Source organism: Pseudomonas sp. LAP_36 (genome assembly GCF_019456785.1).
GTDB lineage: Bacteria > Pseudomonadota > Gammaproteobacteria > Pseudomonadales > Pseudomonadaceae > Aquipseudomonas > Aquipseudomonas tritici.
The window spans coordinates 232,941-251,243 of sequence record NZ_JAHZMS010000005.1; the positions used below are offsets into that span (position 1 = coordinate 232,941).

Here is an 18,303-nt window from a genome sequence, read left to right on the forward strand (position 1 = left end):
AAACATTCTTGACCAGAGGCCGCCGACTGCACGGGGCCCCCGGAACATATCGGTTAGTTCAAGTGCTCAACGCGGATCCGGACTACCGGGCCAACCACGCCTTGCAAGGCTTCTAGGGCGGCGATCGCGTCGTTCATGTGCTGTTCGAGCACCCGGTGGGTCAGCAGGATCATCGGCACCTGGCCGTTTTGCTCCTCGACTTCCTTCTGCATGATCGACTCGATGTTGATCCCGCGCTCCGACAGGATGCTGGCGACCTGGGCCAACACGCCCGGATGGTCCTGGGCCTGGATACGCAGGTAGTAGGCACTTTCGCAGGCTTCGATCGGCAGGATCGGGTGGGCCGACAGCGAGTCCGGCTGGAAGGCCAGGTGAGGCACGCGGTTCTCCGGGTCGCTGGTCATGGCGCGGACCACGTCCACCAGGTCGGCGATCACCGACGAAGCCGTTGGCTCCATGCCGGCGCCGGCGCCGTAGAACAGGGTCGAACCGGCGGCGTCACCGTTGACCATCACAGCGTTCATCACGCCATTGACGTTGGCGATCAGGCGGTCGGCCGGGATCAGCGTCGGGTGCACACGCAGCTCGATACCGGCCGACGTGCTGCGCGCTACGCCCAGGTGCTTGATGCGGTAGCCCAGGGCTTCGGCGTAGTTCACGTCAGCAGTGGTCAGCTTGGTGATGCCTTCGGTGTAGGCCTTGTCGAACTGCAGCGGGATACCAAAGGCGATGGACGCCAGGATGGTCAGCTTGTGTGCTGCGTCGATACCTTCCACGTCAAACGTCGGGTCGGCCTCGGCGTAACCCAGGGCCTGGGCTTCGGCCAGCACGTCTTCGAAGGTACGGCCCTTCTCGCGCATTTCGGTGAGGATGAAGTTACCGGTGCCGTTGATGATGCCGGCGACCCAATTGATGCGGTTGGCGGACAGGCCTTCACGGATCGCCTTGATCACCGGGATGCCACCGGCCACAGCGGCTTCGAACGCAACGATCACGCCCTTTTCACGCGCCTTGGCGAAGATCTCGTTGCCGTGCACGGCGATCAGCGCCTTGTTGGCGGTGACCACGTGCTTGCCGTTCTCGATGGCCTTGAGCACCAGCTCGCGGGCCACGGTGTAGCCGCCGACCAGCTCGATGACGATATCGATTTCAGGGTTGGTGGCAACGGCGAAGACATCGTTGGTAATCGCAATACCGGTCGTTTCGAACTGAGGCTTCGGCGAACGCGTGGCAATTTGCGCCACTTCAATCCCACGGCCTGCGCGGCGGGAAATTTCCTCAGCGTTACGCTGAAGTACGTTAAAGGTGCCGCCACCGACGGTCCCTAACCCACAGATGCCTACTTTGACCGGTTTCACTGAAGAACTCCCCATGAAACGGCCGACGCGAGGTCGGCCGTGGAAAACAGCCGCATAACTGCGGCTTTCAATTAATGGCCCGCCGACTTATCCACGGGCCATGATCGTCAAAGGTTCGACGATGCTGGTTTATTTGGCACTCAGCGCCAGTTTGGCAACTTGTGGCGCCGGCTGGTAGCCCGGAATCACTTGGCCGTCAGCCAAAACGATGGCCGGTGTACCGTTCACGCCGATGGACTGGCCCAGCGCGAACTGCTTGGAAACCGGGTTGGCGCACTTGGCGGCCTTGATTTCCTTGCCATCGACCATCTTGTCCATGGCCGCTTTTTTGTCGGCCGAGCACCATACGGCTTGCAACTGCTCGTCACCCGGCGAACCCAGGCCCTGGCGCGGGAACGCTACGTAGCGCACTTCCACGCCCAGCTTGTTCAGCGCAGGCACTTCAGCGTGCAACTTGTGGCAGTACGGGCACGTGGTGTCGGTGAACACCGTGATGTGGGTCTTGGTCTCGCCGATCGCCGGGTAGACCACGGTTTCAGCCACAGGGATGCCATTGATCAGCTTGGACACGCCCAGGCGCTCGGCTTTCTCGGTCAGGTTGACCGGTTTGCCGTCCTTCAATTGGAACAGGTAACCCTGGACGATGTACTGGCCGTCGGCACTGGCGTACAGCACGCGGCTGCCCTTGAGCTTGACTTCGTACAGGCCGGCCATCGGGCTGGCACTGATACTTTCGATCGGGGTGTCGAGCTGCAGGTTGGCCAGGCTCTTGCGGATGGTCTGCTCGGCGGCGTCGTCGGCGACAACAAAGGTGGAAACCAACGCAATGGCTGCGGCGGCAATAATCTGGGTCAAGCGCATGGGAACTCCTGAAGGCAGATGCAGGGACGGGGGCAAGACATGGGTCTGTTAATACAGGTCTGAGCCGTCCCCTTTGCTAACCGGCAAAGCCTACCACAGTTGGGCCGCAGGGCAGCCCGCGGCGGAATAAATTGGCGGTTTTCAGCCTCTCGGGTGGTGCTTGGCGTGCATTTCCTGCAAACGCGCGCGCGCCACGTGGGTGTAGATCTGGGTGGTGGATAAGTCGCTGTGGCCGAGCAGCATTTGCACCACGCGCAAATCCGCACCGTGGTTGAGCAAATGGGTGGCGAAGGCATGGCGCAACGTGTGGGGCGACAGGGACTTGCTGATCCCGGCGACCTTGGCCTGATGCTTGATGCGGTGCCAGAAGGTCTGGCGGGTCATCTGCTCACCGCGCAGGCTGGGGAACAACACATCACTGGGGCGTCCGCCAAGCAGTTCGCCGCGGGCATCACGCATATAGCGCTCGACCCACACTATTGCCTCCTCCCCCATCGGTACCAACCGCTCCTTGCTGCCCTTGCCCATCACCCGCAATACACCCTGGCGCAGGTTCACTTGTTCCAGGGTCAGGCTGATCAACTCGGTGACCCGCAGGCCGCACGCGTACAGAACCTCAAGCATGGCGCGGTCGCGCTGGCCGATGGCTTCACTGAGATCGGGAGCAGCAAGCAAAGCCTCCACGTCGTTTTCCGACAAAGACTTAGGAAGAGGCCTACCTAATTGTGGCATGTCGACTTGTAGAGTCGGATCGACTGCGATCAGCTTTTCGCGCAGCAAATAGCGATAAAAGCCACGCACGCCGGAGAGAAATCTCGCAGTGGAACGTGGCTTGTAGTGTTGCTCCAGACGCCAGGCCAAGTGATCGAGGATCAGCTCCCGTCCGGCATTGATCAGCTCGAGGTTTTTCTCCTGCAGCCAACCGTTGAACAGGGCCAGGTCACTGCGGTAAGCCTGGCGCGTGTTGTCCGACAGACCTTTTTCCAGCCAAAGGGCGTCGAGAAAACGGTCGATAAGGGGGTGGTCAATGGCGGGCATGGGCACTCAAGCGACGCGGCACGGGGCTTTGCGGCAATTAATTAGTGAACTGTGATTAGGGTCACTAGTCTTTCATAGCCCGCTACTTCAAGGAACAGGGAGCTTTAATGAACGAACAACAGATTTTGTTGGCCTTTGGCGGCATTGGTGTGGCCGCACTCGGCTGCCAATGGCTGGCCTGGCGCCTGAAACTGCCAGCAATTCTGTTTCTTTTGCTGAGCGGGATTCTGGCCGGACCGGTACTGGGCTGGCTCGACCCGCAAGAAATGTTCGGCCCCTTGCTGATGCCACTTGTGTCGTTGGCGGTGGCGCTGATCCTGTTTGAGGGCAGCCTGACGCTGCACCTATCGGAATGGAAGGAGATTGGCAGCGTGGTCCACCGCCTGGTGACCCTCGGCGCGCTTTCGACCTGGGCGGTGATCACGCTGGCAACCCACTGGCTGCTGGGTTTCGACTGGATGCTGGCCCTGCTGTTCGGCACGCTGACGCTGGTGACGGGCCCCACGGTGATCGTCCCGATGCTACGCGTGGTGCGCCCCAAAGCCTCCATCGCCAACATCCTGCGCTGGGAAGGTATCGTCATAGACCCGATTGGCGCACTGCTGGCCGTGGTGGTCTACAGCTTCATCATCAGCCGCGCCTCCGGAGATGGCTTGAGCCATAGCCTGCTGACTTTCGGCGGCGTGATTGCCTGCGGTAGCCTGTTCGGGGTTGCCGGCGGCTGGCTGCTGGGGCAGATCATGCGGCGACAGTGGTTGCCGGAATACCTGCACAACCTGGCGACCCTGGCCGGGGTGCTGGGCGTGTTCATCGCCGCCAATGAAGTCATGCACGAGTCCGGCCTGTTGGCGGTGACGCTGATGGGCATGTGGATGGCCAACATGAAAGGCGTGGATGTGCGACACATCCTGCACTTCAAGGAAAACCTCAGCGTACTGCTGATTTCCGGTCTGTTTATCCTGCTGGCGGCGCGCCTGGACCTGAATGCCTTGATTGCCCTGGGGCCCTTCGTCCTGATCCTGTTGCTGATCATTCAGTTTATTGCCCGCCCCCTCAATGTCGCGCTGTCGACCGTTGGTTCGAAGCTGAACTGGCGAGAACGTGCGCTGCTGGCGTGGATCGCCCCACGCGGCATTGTGGCCGCAGCGGTGTCGGCGATATTTGCGATTCGCCTGGATGAAGCCGGTCACGAAGGTGCATTGCTGCTGGTGCCGCTGACCTTTGCGGTAATTATCGGCACCGTGGTGCTGCAAAGCGCCACCGCCCGCCCCCTGGCCCGCCTGCTGAAAGTCGCCGAGCCTGCGCCCAGTGGCTTTCTGATCGTCGGTGCAAATGGCCCGGCGCGCATCCTGGGCAAGGCCCTGCAGCAACTGGGCAGCCGCGTGCTGTTGACCGACTCCAGCTGGGAGAACATCCGCGCCAGCCGTATGGAGGGGCTACCAACCTACTTCGGCAACCCGGCCTCGCAGCATGCCGAATCGCACCTGGACCTGGTGGGGCTCGGACATTTGCTGGCACTGTCGCCCTCGGGCGAACTGAACACGCTGGCCGCCATGCGCTTTCGCCACGACTTCGGGCATCGCCTGTTTACCTTGACCAGCAGCCAGGAGAGCCGTCGCACGGACAAGCACCGGGCCAGCCATGAACACCGCGGGCACTTGCTGGGCAGCCAACCCTTGAGTTATTCCAAGCTCGCCAGCCTGCTGGGGCAAGGCGCCGAGCTGTACACCACCCACCTGACCGATGGGTTTGGCTGGAACGACTATCAGGCACTGCATGGTGAACGGGCGATCCTGTTGTTTGCCCGTGACAACAGTGGCTGGGTGCATGTGGTAACACCAGAGAGCGGCTTGAAACCAGTGGCGGGGTGGGCGTTATTGGCAGTCATCCAGCCAGGGCAGTCCTAGCCACAACTGCCACCCTGCGATCCGCACAAATCGCAGGCACAAAAAAGCAGCCCGTAGGCTGCTTTTTTCTGCATCGGGAAGCTGGGCTTAAGCCAGTTTTTCCTTGATGCGAGCTGCTTTACCGGACAGGTCACGCAGGTAGTACAGCTTGGCTTTACGTACGTCACCGCGACGCTTGACGGCCATGCTGTCGATTTGCGGGCTGTAGGTCTGGAAAGTACGCTCTACGCCAACACCGTTGGAGATTTTACGAACAGTGAAAGCACTGTTCACACCACGGTTACGCTTGGCAATTACCACGCCTTCGAACGCTTGCAGACGCGAACGGTCGCCTTCCTTCACTTTCACCTGAACGACAATAGTGTCGCCCGGGGCAAAGGTAGGGATCTCTTTGGTCATCTGCTCTGCTTCGAGTGCAAGGATGATTTTGTTAGTCATGCTGTGCTCCTAAGGTAAGTCAATGGACCTACCATCGATACGTTGTTAACTATCGTCCCGCGCGAGGATGTATTCCTCGAGCAGCTTCTTCTCTTCTCCAGAAAGCGAGCGGCTATCCAGAAGATCGGCGCGTCGTTCATAGGTCCGACCAAGGGACTGCTGTAAACGCCAACGCCGGATGTGTGCGTGATTGCCACTTAGCAATACGTCGGGAACACGCTGATCCGCATACACCTCCGGTCGGGTGTAGTGCGGGCAATCCAGCAAACCATCCGTGAAGGAATCTTCCTCCGCGGAGTCCGCATGCCCTAAAGCTCCAGGCAGCAGTCGTGTAACCGCATCTATCAGGACCATCGCCGGCAGCTCGCCGCCAGACAGGACATAGTCCCCAATCGACCACTCTTCATCGACATGAGCTTCAATAAAACGCTCGTCAATGCCTTCATAGCGACCGGCAATCAGGATCAGTGCTTCCTCATTCGCCAGTTCGCGGACCCCAGCCTGTTTCAGCTGACGGCCTTGAGGGGACAGGTAAATTACCTTCGCCTTCTCCCCGGCGGCGGCCTTGGCCTGAGCCAACGCGTCTTCCAGGGGCTTGATCTTCATCACCATGCCCGGGCCACCGCCAAATGGGCGGTCATCCACAGTGTGATGTCGATCCGTCGTGTAGTCTCGCGGGTTCCAACAGGTAAGCTGCAACAGCCCCTGTTTCACCGCCCGACTGGTGATGCCGTACTCGCTGATAGCGGAAAACATCTCGGGAAACAAACTGATCACTTCAATGCGCAGATTAGCCACGCTTAGAAGTCCGCATCCCATTCCACCTTCATCTCGCCCGCGGCCAGGTCGATGGCCAACACGCATTGCTCTGTATAGGGCAACAAGCGTTCGCGATCATCCAGGCTGCCAGCGCAAGGCTTGACCACCATTACATCATTGGCGCCGGTTTCCAGAAGATGATCGATTTTCCCGAACAATTGCCCGAGTTGATCAATAACCTTCAGACCTTCCAGCTGGTACCAGTAGTACTCGCCGTCGGTCAATTCAGGGAACAGGTTGCGCGGCACGCAGATCTCATAACCGGCCAGAAGACGAGCTTCTTCACGGTCATCAAGACCCTTGAGCTTTGCGACCAGGAACTTATCGCTCCCGCGTCCACTGACCAGCTCGACCTGTTTCACACTACCTTCGCGCTTGAGCGTCCAGGTTTTGTACTGCAACAGGTTTTCAGTCGGATCAGTAAAGGAATACACCTTCACTTCGCCGCGAACGCCATGAACAGAGTAAATCTTGCCGATAACGATCAAATCATCAGCAACAGCTGGCGTCGCGTTCATATTGCTCAGGCTGCGGCCTTAGCCGAGTCCTTCAACAACTTTGCAACGCGCTCGGATGGCTGTGCACCCACGCTCAGCCAGTAGGCTACGCGCTCTTGGTTCACGGACAGACGAACTTCTTGACCACGAGCAACAGGGTTGAAGAAACCAACCTGTTCCTTGTGCGAACCGTCGCGCGGGTTGCGGCTGTCGGTTACGGTCAAGTGGTAAAACGGGCGCTTTTTGGAGCCGCCAAGGGCAAGACGGATTGTTAGCATGTGAACATCGTTCCTGTAGTCGGTGCTGCAAATCTAAATGCACAGCGGGCATAGGTGCCCGAAAGGCCGCATATTCTAAGGAATATCCGGACTTTTGCAAATGTCTTTTTCTGGCGCCTATCAGTGTGCCATTCAGATCTGCTATAGAGCCGTCGGTTAAAACGGCAGGTCAGCCCCCGCCAATAGCGGGTTTGCTGGAGATCCCACATCCCTGTGGGTCGGAGCAGGAGCTGGGCTCCCGCTCGAATACTTTACATTTTAGGCATGCCGCCGCCGGGCAACATACCGCCCATGCCGCGCATCATCTTGGCCATACCGCCCTTGGCGGAGAATTTCTTCATCATCTTCTGCATCTGCTTGTGTTGCTTGATCAAGCGACCGATGTCCTGCACCTGGGTGCCGGACCCCATGGCGATCCGACGCTTGCGCGAACCGCTGATCAGCTCAGGGTCGCGGCGCTCGGCCGGGGTCATGGAGTTGATGATGGCTTCCATCTGCTTGAACTGCTTCTCTGCCGCGCCCTGGGCATTGCCCATTTGCGCCAGGTTCACACCGCCGATGTTTGGCAGCTTGTCCATCAGGCCGCCGAGGCCGCCCATGTTCTTCATCTGTTGCAGCTGGTCGCGGAAGTCTTCGAGGTCGAAGCCCTTGCCCTTCTTCAGCTTCTTGGCCAGTTTATCGGCCTTGTCCTTGTCGAGCGTGGCTTCGGCCTGCTCGATCAGGCTGAGCACGTCGCCCATGCCGAGGATTCGCGAGGCAATACGCTCGGGGTGGAACGGCTCGAGCGCTTCGCTCTTCTCGCCCATACCGATGAACTTGATCGGCTTGCCGGTGATGGCACGTACTGACAGCGCAGCACCGCCACGGGCATCGCCGTCGACCTTGGTCAGGATCACGCCGGTCAGCGGCAGTGCGTCACCAAATGCCTTGGCGGTGTTGGCCGCATCCTGGCCGGTCATGGCATCGACCACGAACAGCGTCTCGACCGGGTTGATCGCGGCGTGCAACGCCTTGATCTCGCCCATCATCTCTTCATCGATGTGCAGGCGACCGGCGGTATCGACGATGACCACGTCGATGAACTTCAGCTTGGCTTCTTTAATAGCTGCGTTGGCGATGTCGACCGGCTTCTGGCTCAGGTCGGACGGGAAGAAGGTCACACCGACTTCGCCGGCGAGCATTTCCAACTGCTTGATGGCCGCCGGACGGTACACGTCGGCCGACACCACCATGACGGACTTCTTCTTGCGCTCTTTAAGGAAGCGCGCCAGCTTGCCGGCGGTGGTGGTTTTACCCGCGCCCTGCAAACCGGCCATCAATACGACGGCCGGCGGCACGGCGCTCAGGTTCAAGTCTTCGTTGGCCGCGCCCATCAGGCTTTCGAGCTCGGCCTGGACGATCTTCACAAAGGCCTGGCCCGGCGTGAGGCTGCGGGACACTTCGGTGCCTACCGCGCGCTCTTTGACCGAGTTGACGAAGTCCTTCACCACCGGCAAAGCCACGTCGGCTTCCAGCAACGCCATGCGCACTTCACGCAGGGTGTCTTTAATATTGTCCTCGGTCAGCTTGGCCTTGCCGGTGACATGGCGCAGCGTCTGCGAGAGACGGTCAGTCAGGTTTTCAAACATGCGCGATCCTTTCAGGCCCTATTCAACAAAATGCATTGGTAGACCGAGGTAGTGGCGACCGAGGCTGTGGTAAATCGCTATTAAAAACAGCGCTCGGCGAGCCTGCGGCGTGGGCAGGTCGCGGATTATAGCGAAGACTGCGGCCATGCACACCCGCTGTCTGGCCTGAGAGTCTTTCGTGTTACGCGGGGGTATGCCAAACTCAGCGCCTTTCGGGCTTGCCTATCAGGATTTATGCTCCCTTTGTCACCCAGTTTGCTACCCAGCCTCGCCGCCGCCATTTTGTATGCCGCTGCGACTCTCTATCAGGGCACTCGTCTGGCCCAAGGCACCAAGGCGGACAAACGCCTGCTGGTCGGCCTTGGCGTCCTAGCCCTGCTGGCTCACGCTGCCAGCCTGTTTACCCACCTGATGACCCCAGTCGGCCTGGGCCTGGATTTTTTCAGCGCCGCCAGCCTGATTGCGGCGGCCGTCATCGCGCTGACCCTGCTGGCCTGTTATCGGATTCCCGTCGAGAACCTGCTGGTGCTGCTATTCCCATTGGGCGTGCTGACGGTGCTGCTGGCGCAATTCGCGCCCACGGGTACGGTGCAGGTGATTGATGAAGAGCCGGGCATCCTCGCGCATATCCTGCTTTCCATCCTGGCCTACGGCATGTTCACCATTGCCGTCTTCCAATCCCTGCTCCTGCTGCTGCAGGACCACCAGCTCAAGCACAAGCACCCCTCAGGGCTGATCAAGAACTTCCCGCCGCTGCAAACCATGGAAAGCCTGCTGTTCGGCTTCCTCTGGGCTGGCTGGACGCTGTTGTCATTGTCGCTGATTTCCGGCTGGCTATTCGTCGAAAACCTGTTCGCCCAGCACCTGGTGCACAAGACGTTGCTGGCGTGCCTGGCATGGGTAGTGTTCAGCGTATTGCTGTGGGGCCGCAACCGCCTCGGCTGGCGTGGGCACAAGGCGATCCGCTGGACCCTGGCCGGTTTCTGCCTGCTGATGCTGGCCTATTTCGGCAGCAAGCTGGTCCGCGAATACATCCTGCACATCTGACGGGCCGTGATCATGGACAACTTGCCGCTGGAGCCGATGCTCGCAGTAATCGCCTTGCTGGTGTTATGGGCCGCGCTGTTTACCGCCATCGAAGCCGCGCAACAGCACTTGCTGGCCTTGCGCCCTGGTACACGCCAGGGTGACAAGGCTGCTGCCCGCCTGAGCTTCCCGCGTAACAGCCTGATCCTGTGCAACAGCCTGTGTCGCGCCGCGGTAGTCATTCTCTGCACCTTGCTGGCGATCTACGCCTGGGCGCAGAACGGACCTTGGCTGGGCTGGATGATTGCCTGCGCGCTCCTGCTGATATTCGCCGACTACCTGCCTCGTGCCCTCGCCGTTCGTTATCCGCAAGCGGTGTTGGGCTTCGGCAATACGCTTTTGGGCGTGCCGCTGAAAATCCTCTACCCCCTTGCCTGGCTGCTCAATGGCATCAGCCTGTTGCTGTTGCGTCCATTCGCACGTCAATCCGGCGTGGTGAAAAAGAGCGATGAACCGCTGCCCGACCACGACGACGAACCGGAACCGGAAGCCGACGAAGACCGCACCCCCGGGATGCCCGGCATCCACGCCCTGGACAACATCACGGTCAACGACATCCTGGTACCGCGCAGTGAAGTGGACGGCATCAACCTGGATGACTCAGTCGAAGAGATCATCGAGCAACTGCGCACCTCCGAGCGCACGCGCCTGCCGGTGTTCCACAGTGATATCAACCAGGTCCAGGCGGTGCTGAACACGCGACAGATCCAGCACCTGCTGCCCGACGCCAGCCTGACCAAGGAAGCGTTACTCGCCGCCTGCCACGAACCCTACTTCGTCCCCGAAAGTACGCCGCTGCAACTGCAACTGCTGAACTTCCACAAGCAACAGCGACGCCTCGGCATGGTGGTGGACGAGTACGGCGAAGTGCTGGGCATTGTCACCCTGGAAGATATCCTCGAAGAAATCGTCGGTGAGTTTGAGAGCGAACAGAGTGCCGACAACCCGCATATCGACGCGCAACCGGATGGCCGCTATATCATCGACGGTGCCGCCTCGATCCGCGACCTGAATAAGAGCCTGAACTGGCACCTGCCCAGCGACGGTCCAAAGACCCTCAATGGCCTGGTCACCGAAGCACTGGAGACCATCCCGGACTGCGCGGTGTGCCTGAAAATCGGGCGCTACCGCCTGGAAATCCTCGAGACCGAGGACAACCGCGTGAGCAAGGTGCTGATCTGGCATACCAGCAGGATGCCGGTCGCTGCCTAACCTATCCCTGATACTACTCAAGCTCCCACATTTTGATTTGCGGCGTGTCAGCACACTTGTTGTATCTCCAAACCCCTTCCTATAATCCCTGCGGCTTACCAGAGCCCCGCCCGACCGTGTGCTACCCGCACCCAACGCGTCAAGGCACCGCTTCATCCTGTCTGACCGGTGTTCGCTCCCATCCCGAGCCGCCCCGCGCACTACCCTGATCCATGGGTGTTCGACCAATAATAATCCGCGTCCAAACGCGCAACGACCGTCAGGGATACCGCCATGAGCACCACCTATAACGAGGCCGCGCCCGCCGCCCCGACCAACTCGACTGCACGGGTTGCCACCGCGAGCATTGTCGGCACCGCCATCGAGTTCTACGACTTCTATATCTACGCCACGGCTGCTGCGCTGGTGATCGGCCCGGTGTTCTTCCCGCAGACCTCCGGCACCGCGCAGATGCTGGCGTCGTTCCTGACCTTTGGCATCGCCTTTATCGCCCGCCCGCTGGGCTCGGCACTGTTCGGCCACTTCGGCGACCGCATCGGCCGCAAATCCACACTGGTGGCGTCCTTGCTGCTGATGGGCGTGTGCACCACGCTGATCGGCTTACTGCCCGGTTACGACAGCATTGGCGCCTGGGCCCCGATCCTGTTGTGTGTGCTGCGCTTTGGGCAGGGCCTGGGGCTTGGCGGGGAATGGGGCGGCGCGGCACTGCTGGCCACCGAGAATGCGCCCAAGGGCAAGCGCGCCTGGTTCGGCATGTTCCCGCAACTGGGCCCTTCGATTGGCTTCCTTGCGGCTAACGGCTTGTTCCTGATCCTGGCCATGAGCCTGAACGACGAGCAGTTCCGCAGCTGGGGCTGGCGCATCCCGTTCATCCTCAGCGCCGCGCTGGTGATGGTCGGCCTGTATGCGCGCCTGAAGCTGCATGAAACGCCGGTCTTCGCCAACGCCGTTGCCAAAGAAGCGCCGGTAAAAGTGCCGTTGGTGGAACTGTTCAGCCAGCATTGGCTGCCCGTCTTGCTCGGCGCTGCATCGATGGTGGTGTGTTATGCGCTGTTCTACATCACCACCGCGTTTTCGCTGAGCTACGGCGTTTCGACCTTGGGCTACAGCCGCGAGACCTTCCTTGGCTTGTTGTGCTTCGCAGTGCTGTTCATGGGCCTGGCCACGCCGCTGGCAGCCCTGGCGAGTGACCGTTACGGGCGCCGGCCCGTGCTGATCGTCGGTGCGATCCTGGCGATCCTGTCGGGCTTCACCATGGAGCCGCTGCTGACCCACGGCTCGACCTGGGCGGTGGCGCTGTTCCTGGCCCTGGAGCTGTTCCTGATGGGCGTGACCTTCGCGCCGATGGGCGCCATGCTGCCGGAGTTGTTCCCGACGCGCGTGCGTTATACCGGCGCGTCGGCGGCGTATAACCTGGGTGGGATCGTGGGGGCTTCAGCGGCACCGTTCTTCGCGACCAAGCTGGTGGCGATGGGTGGGCTGAGTTATGTCGGTGGGTATGTGTCGGCGGCGGCGTTGCTCAGCTTGATTGCTGTGCTGTGCCTGAAAGAGACGCGGGATAATGATCTGAATAAGGTCGCCTGATAGACCGCTATCGCAGGCAAGCCCGGCTCCCACAGGGAAATGCATTCCAATGTGGGAACTGGCTTGCCTGCGAAGGGCGCGCCTCGGTTACAGCTCTACCACAACAGCCTTGGAAGCACGGGTAGCCTTGGCTCGAGCCGCTTCAATCGACTCATCCCGCGCCAACGCCACGCCCATGCGGCGCTGGCCATTCACTTCTGGCTTACCAAACAGACGCAACGCCGTATCCGGTTCGCTCAACGCCGCACCGAGGTTGGCAAACGCCGTCTGGGTCGACTGCCCTTCCACTAGGATCACCGCCGAAGCCGAAGGCCCGAACTGACGGATCAACGGAATCGGCAAGCCCAGGATTGCGCGAGCGTGCAGCGCGAACTGCGACAAGTCCTGAGAAATCAGGGTCACCAAGCCCGTGTCATGCGGACGCGGCGATACTTCGCTGAACCACACCTGATCACCCTTGATGAACAACTCCACGCCAAACAGGCCACGGCCCCCAAGGGACTCGGTCACGGCCTTTGCAACGCGCTCGGATTCGGCCAGCGCAATCGGGCTCATGGCCTGCGGCTGCCAGGATTCCTGGTAGTCGCCCTTCTCCTGACGATGGCCAACCGGTGCACAGAACGTGGTGCCACCGACGTGACGCACCGTCAGCAAGGTGATTTCGTAGTCGAAGTCGATAAAGCCTTCGATGATCACCCGGCCCTTACCGGCACGCCCGCCTTCCTGGGCGTAATCCCAGGCTTTCTGCACGTCGTCAGCGCTGCGCAACAGGCTCTGGCCCTTGCCCGACGAACTCATCACCGGCTTGACCACACACGGGAAGCCCAGGTCCTGCACGGCCTTGCTGTAGTCTTCGAAGGTGTCGGCAAAGTGGTACGGCGAAGTCGGCAGGTCCAGCTCTTCGGCGGCCAGGCGACGGATGCCTTCACGGTTCATGGTCAGCGAGGTGGCGCGCGCGGTCGGGATCACGGTGAAGCCTTCGGCTTCCAGCTCGACCAGGGTGGCGGTGGCGATGGCTTCGATTTCCGGCACGATGAAGTGCGGCTTTTCGGCCTCGATCACCGCGCGCAGGGCTGCGCCGTCGAGCATGTTGATCACGTGGCTACGGTGCGCCACCTGCATGGCCGGTGCGTTGGCGTAGCGATCCACGGCAATCACTTCAACGCCCAGGCGCTGCAGTTCGATTACCACTTCCTTGCCCAGCTCACCGCAGCCACACAGCAAAACGCGGGTCGCGGTTGGCGACAATGGAGTTCCGATTCGGGTCATCTCAGGTCCTCAGGGGAGCGGATCAGGGGGAGAAAGGCCGGCATTTTACATGAACTGTAAAAATTGGCCTCAGTTGGCGACGGCACGCTTGCGGATACGCCACGCCATGATCAGCCACACCACCGTGACGCCGGCAAATTTCGACACCAGTGCGGTACCCGCCACCGCTGGAGTGAGCGCGCCGATCAGGCCGAAAAAGATAAAGGTATCGAGGGGAATGCTCAGCGCCGAACTTATCCACAGGCGATCGTGGAGCGGGCGCTTGGTGATGCTGAACACCAGCCAGTCGATGCACTCGGAGACCGCAAACGCTGTGGCACTGGCCAGTGCGATAGAAGGGTCGGAGGTGATATACGACAGCACCAGCGCCGCCAGCATGGCGATGATCGCACCATGGCCAAAACGGGTTTGCACCATGTCGCGCAGGATAAATACCAGGCCGCCCCAGGCGGACCAGATGACATCCAGGTGCGGCGCGGTGGAGAAGGCGAAGTTGATCAGCACGACGCTGCTGATGTAGGCGATCAGGAAGAGCATGGGGGATGGGCCTGTGGATGATGGCGCACAGGGTACTTCACAATTAGAAAGATGTCGTCTGGGAGGGCCTCATCGCAGGCAAGCCAGCTCCCACATTTTGAACGCGTTTAACCTGTTGGAACGCGGTCAAAATGTGGGAGCTGGCTTGCCTGCGATAGCGGTCTATCAGCCGCCAGGTTTCCCAGAAACCATAAACACCAACCCACCCGCCACCGCCCGCTCATGGCACAACCCCAACACCACCCGGCGCTCGGCATTGTCCATGCGGCTCCACCGCGTAATCTCATCCACGGTGCGCTGACAGCCGGTGCAAATATCATCATCATCCAGCGCACAAATGCTCACGCACGGCGAAGCAACGGGGCGTTCACTCGGGTTCATTCTTCCTGCTCAACCAGATCCCGCGCATAACGCTGCGAGTTATGCACATAGTGCGCAGCGCTGGCTTCAAGCATGCGTTTCTGCGCGTCGGTCAGCTCACGCACCACCTTGCCCGGTGAACCCACCACCAGCGAACCATCCGGAATTTCCTTGCCCTCACCGATCAGCGAATTGGCGCCGATGATGCAGTGCTTGCCGATCTTCGCGCCATTTAGGATCACCGCGTTGATACCGATCAGGCTGTAATCATCCACCGTGCAGCCGTGCAGCATGGCGTTATGACCAATGGTCACGCCGGTGCCCAGCGTCAGCGGGTAGCCCATGTCGGTGTGCATTACGCTGCCATCCTGCACATTGCTGTTCTTGCCGATCAGGATCAGTTCGTTGTCGCCACGCAACACCGCGTTAAACCAGACGTTGGCGCCCTCCTCCAGCTTGACCTTGCCCACCAGCGTGGCGTTCGGTGCCACCCAGCTCTGTGGATGAGTCTCGACGCGGGCGTCGCCCAGGCGGTATTTCATGGTTTTCCCTCACGGCGTTGCCATTCAAACGATGGCTTAGATATTGATGAAGCTCTTGGGTGGCTGATGCAGGCTGATGTTGGCGTCGTCATAGAGCAAATTGATCAATTCGACGATCATGATCGCCGTCAGCCCCCAGATCTTGTATTCACCAAACCGATAGCTGGGCACGTACCAACTGCGGCCCTGGTAATCGATTCGGTGGGTATGTTCGCGCGGGTCCTGTCGGAAAAAGTCCAAAGGCACGCTGAAAACAGCGGCAATCTCGGCATCATTGGCCAGGTATTCGACGTAATCGGGAATCACACCAACGTAAGGCGTGACCCGAATGCCGTGCAGGGAGATCAAAGGGCTCAGCGGGCCGATCACTTCGACCAGTCCGGGCGGCAGGCCGATTTCTTCTTCGGCCTCGCGCAACGCGGTGAAGATCAAGTCCGGGTCTTCGGGGTCGCGGCGCCCGCCGGGAAAGGCCACTTCGCCACCATGGGTCGACAGGCCACTGGCGCGCAGGGTCAGGATCAGCTCAGGTTCGTCACTGCGGGTAATCGGTACCAGCACCGCGGCCTCGGGGAAACGCCCGTCGGTCTCCAGCGAGTGGGGGGTGTGATTGCTTACCCGGCGAAGTAGCTCGTCCAGCATGAGTCATCTCGGTCTGTTGGCTACCTTGCATCATGCACCAAAGCTCGCGGGTGCCCAACCCCAAAACCCGCGTGGTGTCGCTAAACGACAACTTGCAGCGCCCTGCCCGTCACGCCAAGATAGACGCACTTTCCAGGAACCCCAGCATGAACTTCTGCAGCCAGTGCGGTAAACCGGTTACCCAGCGCATCCCCGAAGGCGACGGCCGCCTGCGCTTTGTGTGTGATCACTGCTCGACCATTCACTATCAGAACCCCAACATCGTTGCCGGCACGGTGCCAGTGTGGGGCGAAAAAGTGCTGCTGTGCCGCCGCGCCATCGAGCCGCGCCTGGGTTACTGGACCCTGCCCGCAGGGTTTATGGAGAACGGCGAGACGGTGGAACAGGCCGCCGCCCGCGAAACCCTGGAAGAAGCCTGCGCGCGCGTGCACAACATGAGCATCTACACCCTGATCGACGTGCCGCACATCAACCAGGTGCATATCTTCTACCGCGCCGACCTGCTCGACCTGGACTTTGCCGCAGGCCCCGAAAGCCTGGAAGTGCAGTTGTTCGACGAAGCCGACATCCCATGGTCAGAGCTGGCTTTCCGCACGGTCGGGCGGACCCTGGAATACTTTTTCGCTGACCGCCGGCAGCAATCCTTCCCGGTGCGCAGCGAGGCTGTACCGCCGCTGGGCAAGCCCGCCCCATGACACTAGGGATACCCGTTTCAATGCGTTGGTTGCTTGCGCTTATCTGCCTGTCGTTCGCGACCCTGTCGTCGGCCTCCACGGTGGAAACCCTGGGCGGCAAAACCGTCGAAAAAGTCCTGGTGCTCAAATCTGCCCACCAATTGCAGTTGATCAACGACGGCAAGCCCATCAAGACCTACCGCATTTCCCTGGGCAAGAACCCCAAGGGCCACAAGCTGATCGAAGGCGACCGCCGCACGCCAGAAGGCCTCTACTGGCTCGACTGGCGCAAGACCAGCGACCGCTTCAACCTGGCCATGCACATTTCCTACCCGAATATCAGCGACGCCGCCCGTGCCCGCCGCGAAGGCGTGAAGCCGGGCAGCATGATCATGATCCACGGCACCCCCGACACCGAGGATTACCCGGAACAGTGGTTCCATACCCTGGACTGGACCGACGGCTGCATCGGCATGCGCAACGTGGATATGCGCGAGGTCTGGAACCTTGTCAAAGACGGCACCCTGATCGAGATTCGTCCGTAATCTCGTACCGTTCGTAAAATAATTCAAAAAAAATTCCTGCCCCAGGCAGCGCCTGCCGGTGAATACCAGTTCACTGCGCCGGGCTGCGCGGTTCTGCGCGCGATACAGACCTCTCTAATACCACTTGATACCAGGCCCCATTGCAGGGCCTATAAACCATTGCTTGCACCGTTTTGGTTGCATTGACATGGTATTTAAGTGGTATTAATTTCCGGCCATTACCGGGCGACAACACTCCAATAACGCATCGGAAACCTGACAGATGAATCCCATCCTGGCCCTGCGCCCTGACGACAAACAATCCACGCCGCTGTACCTGCAATTGGCGCGCAAGCTGGAAGCGGCAATCCATGCCGGCCAGTGGACGTCCGAACAGGCACTGCCGTCGGAACGCGTGCTCAGCGAGCAATTGGGCATCTCGCGAGTCACCGCTCGCAAAGCGCTGGAAGTGTTGTTTGCCCAAGGACTGATTCGCCGCAATCAAGGCTCCGGCACCTATATCTCGCCACGCTTGGAACAGCCGCTGTCACGCTTGTCGGGGTTCAGCGAGATGTTGCGGCTCAAGGGCTTTGTGCCCAGCTCCCAATGGTTGGAGCGTGAAATTACCCAGCCGACCCACGAAGAGCTGATTCGCCTGGGATTGTCGCCCGCCGACAAAGTGGCGCGCCTCAAGCGTTTGCGTAAGGCCGATGACACGGTGATGGCAATTGAAATGACCACCCTGCCCGCCTCGGTGCTGCCGCATCCGCAAGCCATTGGCAACTCGCTGTACGAATACCTGGAAGGCATCGGCAAACCCGTGGTGCGTGCCCTGCAGCACATCCAGGCAATCAACGCCTCGGATGAGTTCGCCAAGCTGGTGGGCATCGCGCCCGGCACCGCCATGTTGCTGATGACCCGGGTCGGCTACACCGCCGACAACACCCCGATCGAAATCACCGACACCTACTGCCGCAACGACTACTACGACTTCGTCGCAGAACTGCGCCGCCATGACTATTCCGCTGAACTGCGAATTTAGAGAACTGCCC

20 protein-coding genes are annotated in these 18,303 nt (G+C 60.3%); 7 read left to right on the forward strand and 13 right to left on the reverse strand.

The features are described from left to right. Positions 1 to 53: 53 nt before the first annotated feature. The 3 genes from JBO08_RS18200 to xerD all read right to left on the reverse strand — a co-directional run bounded on the left by JBO08_RS18200 (position 54) and on the right by xerD (position 3,257). The gene (locus tag JBO08_RS18200) at positions 54 to 1,358 is read right to left on the reverse strand and encodes a homoserine dehydrogenase (RefSeq protein WP_065889956.1); all 1,305 of its coding nucleotides are present in this window, start codon (positions 1,356 to 1,358) and stop codon (positions 54 to 56) included. Positions 1,359 to 1,487: 129 nt separating this feature from the next. After that, positions 1,488 to 2,219: a thioredoxin fold domain-containing protein gene (locus tag JBO08_RS18205; RefSeq protein ID WP_064053737.1), complete on the reverse strand. Its 732-nt coding sequence runs from the start codon at positions 2,217 to 2,219 to the stop codon at positions 1,488 to 1,490. A 141-nt stretch (positions 2,220 to 2,360) separates the two neighbouring features. Then, a complete protein-coding gene (gene xerD / locus JBO08_RS18210) occupies positions 2,361 to 3,257 on the reverse strand; it encodes a site-specific tyrosine recombinase XerD (protein WP_049711678.1) in 897 nt (298 codons plus the stop codon). Between the two features lie 107 nt (positions 3,258 to 3,364). Between xerD and JBO08_RS18215 the strand changes: the two genes are divergently transcribed. Further along, positions 3,365 to 5,164: a sodium:proton antiporter gene (locus tag JBO08_RS18215; RefSeq protein WP_065874566.1), complete on the forward strand. Its 1,800-nt coding sequence runs from the start codon at positions 3,365 to 3,367 to the stop codon at positions 5,162 to 5,164. An 87-nt stretch (positions 5,165 to 5,251) separates the two neighbouring features. On the opposite strand, the gene rplS is transcribed toward JBO08_RS18215, so the two are convergent. The 5 genes from rplS to ffh form a co-directional block, all read right to left on the reverse strand. After that, the gene (gene rplS / locus JBO08_RS18220) at positions 5,252 to 5,602 is read right to left on the reverse strand and encodes a 50S ribosomal protein L19 (protein WP_003175895.1); all 351 of its coding nucleotides are present in this window, start codon (positions 5,600 to 5,602) and stop codon (positions 5,252 to 5,254) included. Positions 5,603 to 5,647: 45 nt separating this feature from the next. Next, complete coding sequence (gene trmD / locus JBO08_RS18225) at positions 5,648 to 6,421, reverse strand: tRNA (guanosine(37)-N1)-methyltransferase TrmD (protein WP_175403014.1); 774 nt, start codon at positions 6,419 to 6,421, stop codon at positions 5,648 to 5,650. Then, positions 6,403 to 6,939 carry a ribosome maturation factor RimM gene (rimM, locus tag JBO08_RS18230; protein WP_049711676.1) on the reverse strand — a complete coding sequence of 179 codons (537 nt, stop codon included), beginning with the start codon at positions 6,937 to 6,939 and terminating at the stop codon, positions 6,403 to 6,405. Before rimM ends, trmD begins: the two co-directional genes overlap by 19 nt. 5 nt (positions 6,940 to 6,944) lie before the next feature. Further along, positions 6,945 to 7,196: a 30S ribosomal protein S16 gene (rpsP, locus tag JBO08_RS18235; RefSeq protein WP_003175899.1), complete on the reverse strand. Its 252-nt coding sequence runs from the start codon at positions 7,194 to 7,196 to the stop codon at positions 6,945 to 6,947. Between the two features lie 251 nt (positions 7,197 to 7,447). Continuing rightward, positions 7,448 to 8,824, reverse strand: coding sequence for a signal recognition particle protein (gene ffh, locus JBO08_RS18240; RefSeq protein WP_003193965.1), 1,377 nt, complete (start codon positions 8,822 to 8,824; stop codon positions 7,448 to 7,450). Positions 8,825 to 9,058: 234 nt separating this feature from the next. Between ffh and JBO08_RS18245 the strand changes: the two genes are divergently transcribed. The 3 genes from JBO08_RS18245 (at position 9,059) to JBO08_RS18255 (ending at position 12,706) form a co-directional block, all read left to right on the forward strand. Beyond that, positions 9,059 to 9,871 carry an inner membrane protein YpjD gene (locus JBO08_RS18245; RefSeq protein ID WP_065889957.1) on the forward strand — a complete coding sequence of 271 codons (813 nt, stop codon included), beginning with the start codon at positions 9,059 to 9,061 and terminating at the stop codon, positions 9,869 to 9,871. 12 nt (positions 9,872 to 9,883) lie between these two features. Further along, on the forward strand, positions 9,884 to 11,122 hold the full coding sequence (locus tag JBO08_RS18250) for a transporter associated domain-containing protein (RefSeq protein ID WP_065889959.1): 1,239 nt from the start codon (positions 9,884 to 9,886) through the stop codon (positions 11,120 to 11,122). 273 nt (positions 11,123 to 11,395) lie between these two features. Beyond that, positions 11,396 to 12,706, forward strand: coding sequence for an MFS transporter (locus tag JBO08_RS18255; protein WP_065874563.1), 1,311 nt, complete (start codon positions 11,396 to 11,398; stop codon positions 12,704 to 12,706). An 87-nt stretch (positions 12,707 to 12,793) separates the two neighbouring features. Here the strand turns inward: JBO08_RS18255 and purT are convergent, their stop codons facing one another. From purT to JBO08_RS18280, 5 genes are all read right to left on the reverse strand, one after another. Next, on the reverse strand, positions 12,794 to 13,975 hold the full coding sequence (gene purT / locus JBO08_RS18260; RefSeq protein WP_065874562.1) for a formate-dependent phosphoribosylglycinamide formyltransferase: 1,182 nt from the start codon (positions 13,973 to 13,975) through the stop codon (positions 12,794 to 12,796). 69 nt (positions 13,976 to 14,044) lie between these two features. Further along, complete coding sequence (locus tag JBO08_RS18265; protein ID WP_065874561.1) at positions 14,045 to 14,512, reverse strand: VUT family protein; 468 nt, start codon at positions 14,510 to 14,512, stop codon at positions 14,045 to 14,047. 165 nt (positions 14,513 to 14,677) lie between these two features. Beyond that, the gene (locus JBO08_RS18270) at positions 14,678 to 14,893 is read right to left on the reverse strand and encodes a DUF1289 domain-containing protein (RefSeq protein ID WP_065874560.1); all 216 of its coding nucleotides are present in this window, start codon (positions 14,891 to 14,893) and stop codon (positions 14,678 to 14,680) included. After that, positions 14,890 to 15,414: a gamma carbonic anhydrase family protein gene (locus JBO08_RS18275; protein ID WP_065874559.1), complete on the reverse strand. Its 525-nt coding sequence runs from the start codon at positions 15,412 to 15,414 to the stop codon at positions 14,890 to 14,892. The genes JBO08_RS18270 and JBO08_RS18275 overlap by 4 nt, the downstream gene beginning before the upstream one ends. A gap of 36 nt (positions 15,415 to 15,450) precedes the next feature. Further along, positions 15,451 to 16,053, reverse strand: coding sequence for a CoA pyrophosphatase (locus tag JBO08_RS18280; RefSeq protein ID WP_065874558.1), 603 nt, complete (start codon positions 16,051 to 16,053; stop codon positions 15,451 to 15,453). A gap of 146 nt (positions 16,054 to 16,199) precedes the next feature. On the opposite strand from JBO08_RS18280, the gene JBO08_RS18285 reads away from it, so the two are divergent. The 3 genes from JBO08_RS18285 (at position 16,200) to JBO08_RS18295 (ending at position 18,293) form a co-directional block, all read left to right on the forward strand. After that, positions 16,200 to 16,748 (forward strand): NUDIX hydrolase, encoded by a 549-nt coding sequence (locus JBO08_RS18285; protein WP_065874557.1) that lies wholly within the window; start codon positions 16,200 to 16,202, stop codon positions 16,746 to 16,748. Positions 16,749 to 16,768: 20 nt separating this feature from the next. Continuing rightward, positions 16,769 to 17,272, forward strand: coding sequence for a murein L,D-transpeptidase family protein (locus JBO08_RS18290; protein ID WP_049711666.1), 504 nt, complete (start codon positions 16,769 to 16,771; stop codon positions 17,270 to 17,272). Between the two features lie 262 nt (positions 17,273 to 17,534). Further along, positions 17,535 to 18,293, forward strand: a complete 759-nt coding sequence (locus JBO08_RS18295; protein ID WP_065874556.1) for a GntR family transcriptional regulator — start codon at positions 17,535 to 17,537, stop codon at positions 18,291 to 18,293. Positions 18,294 to 18,303 lie beyond the last annotated feature (10 nt).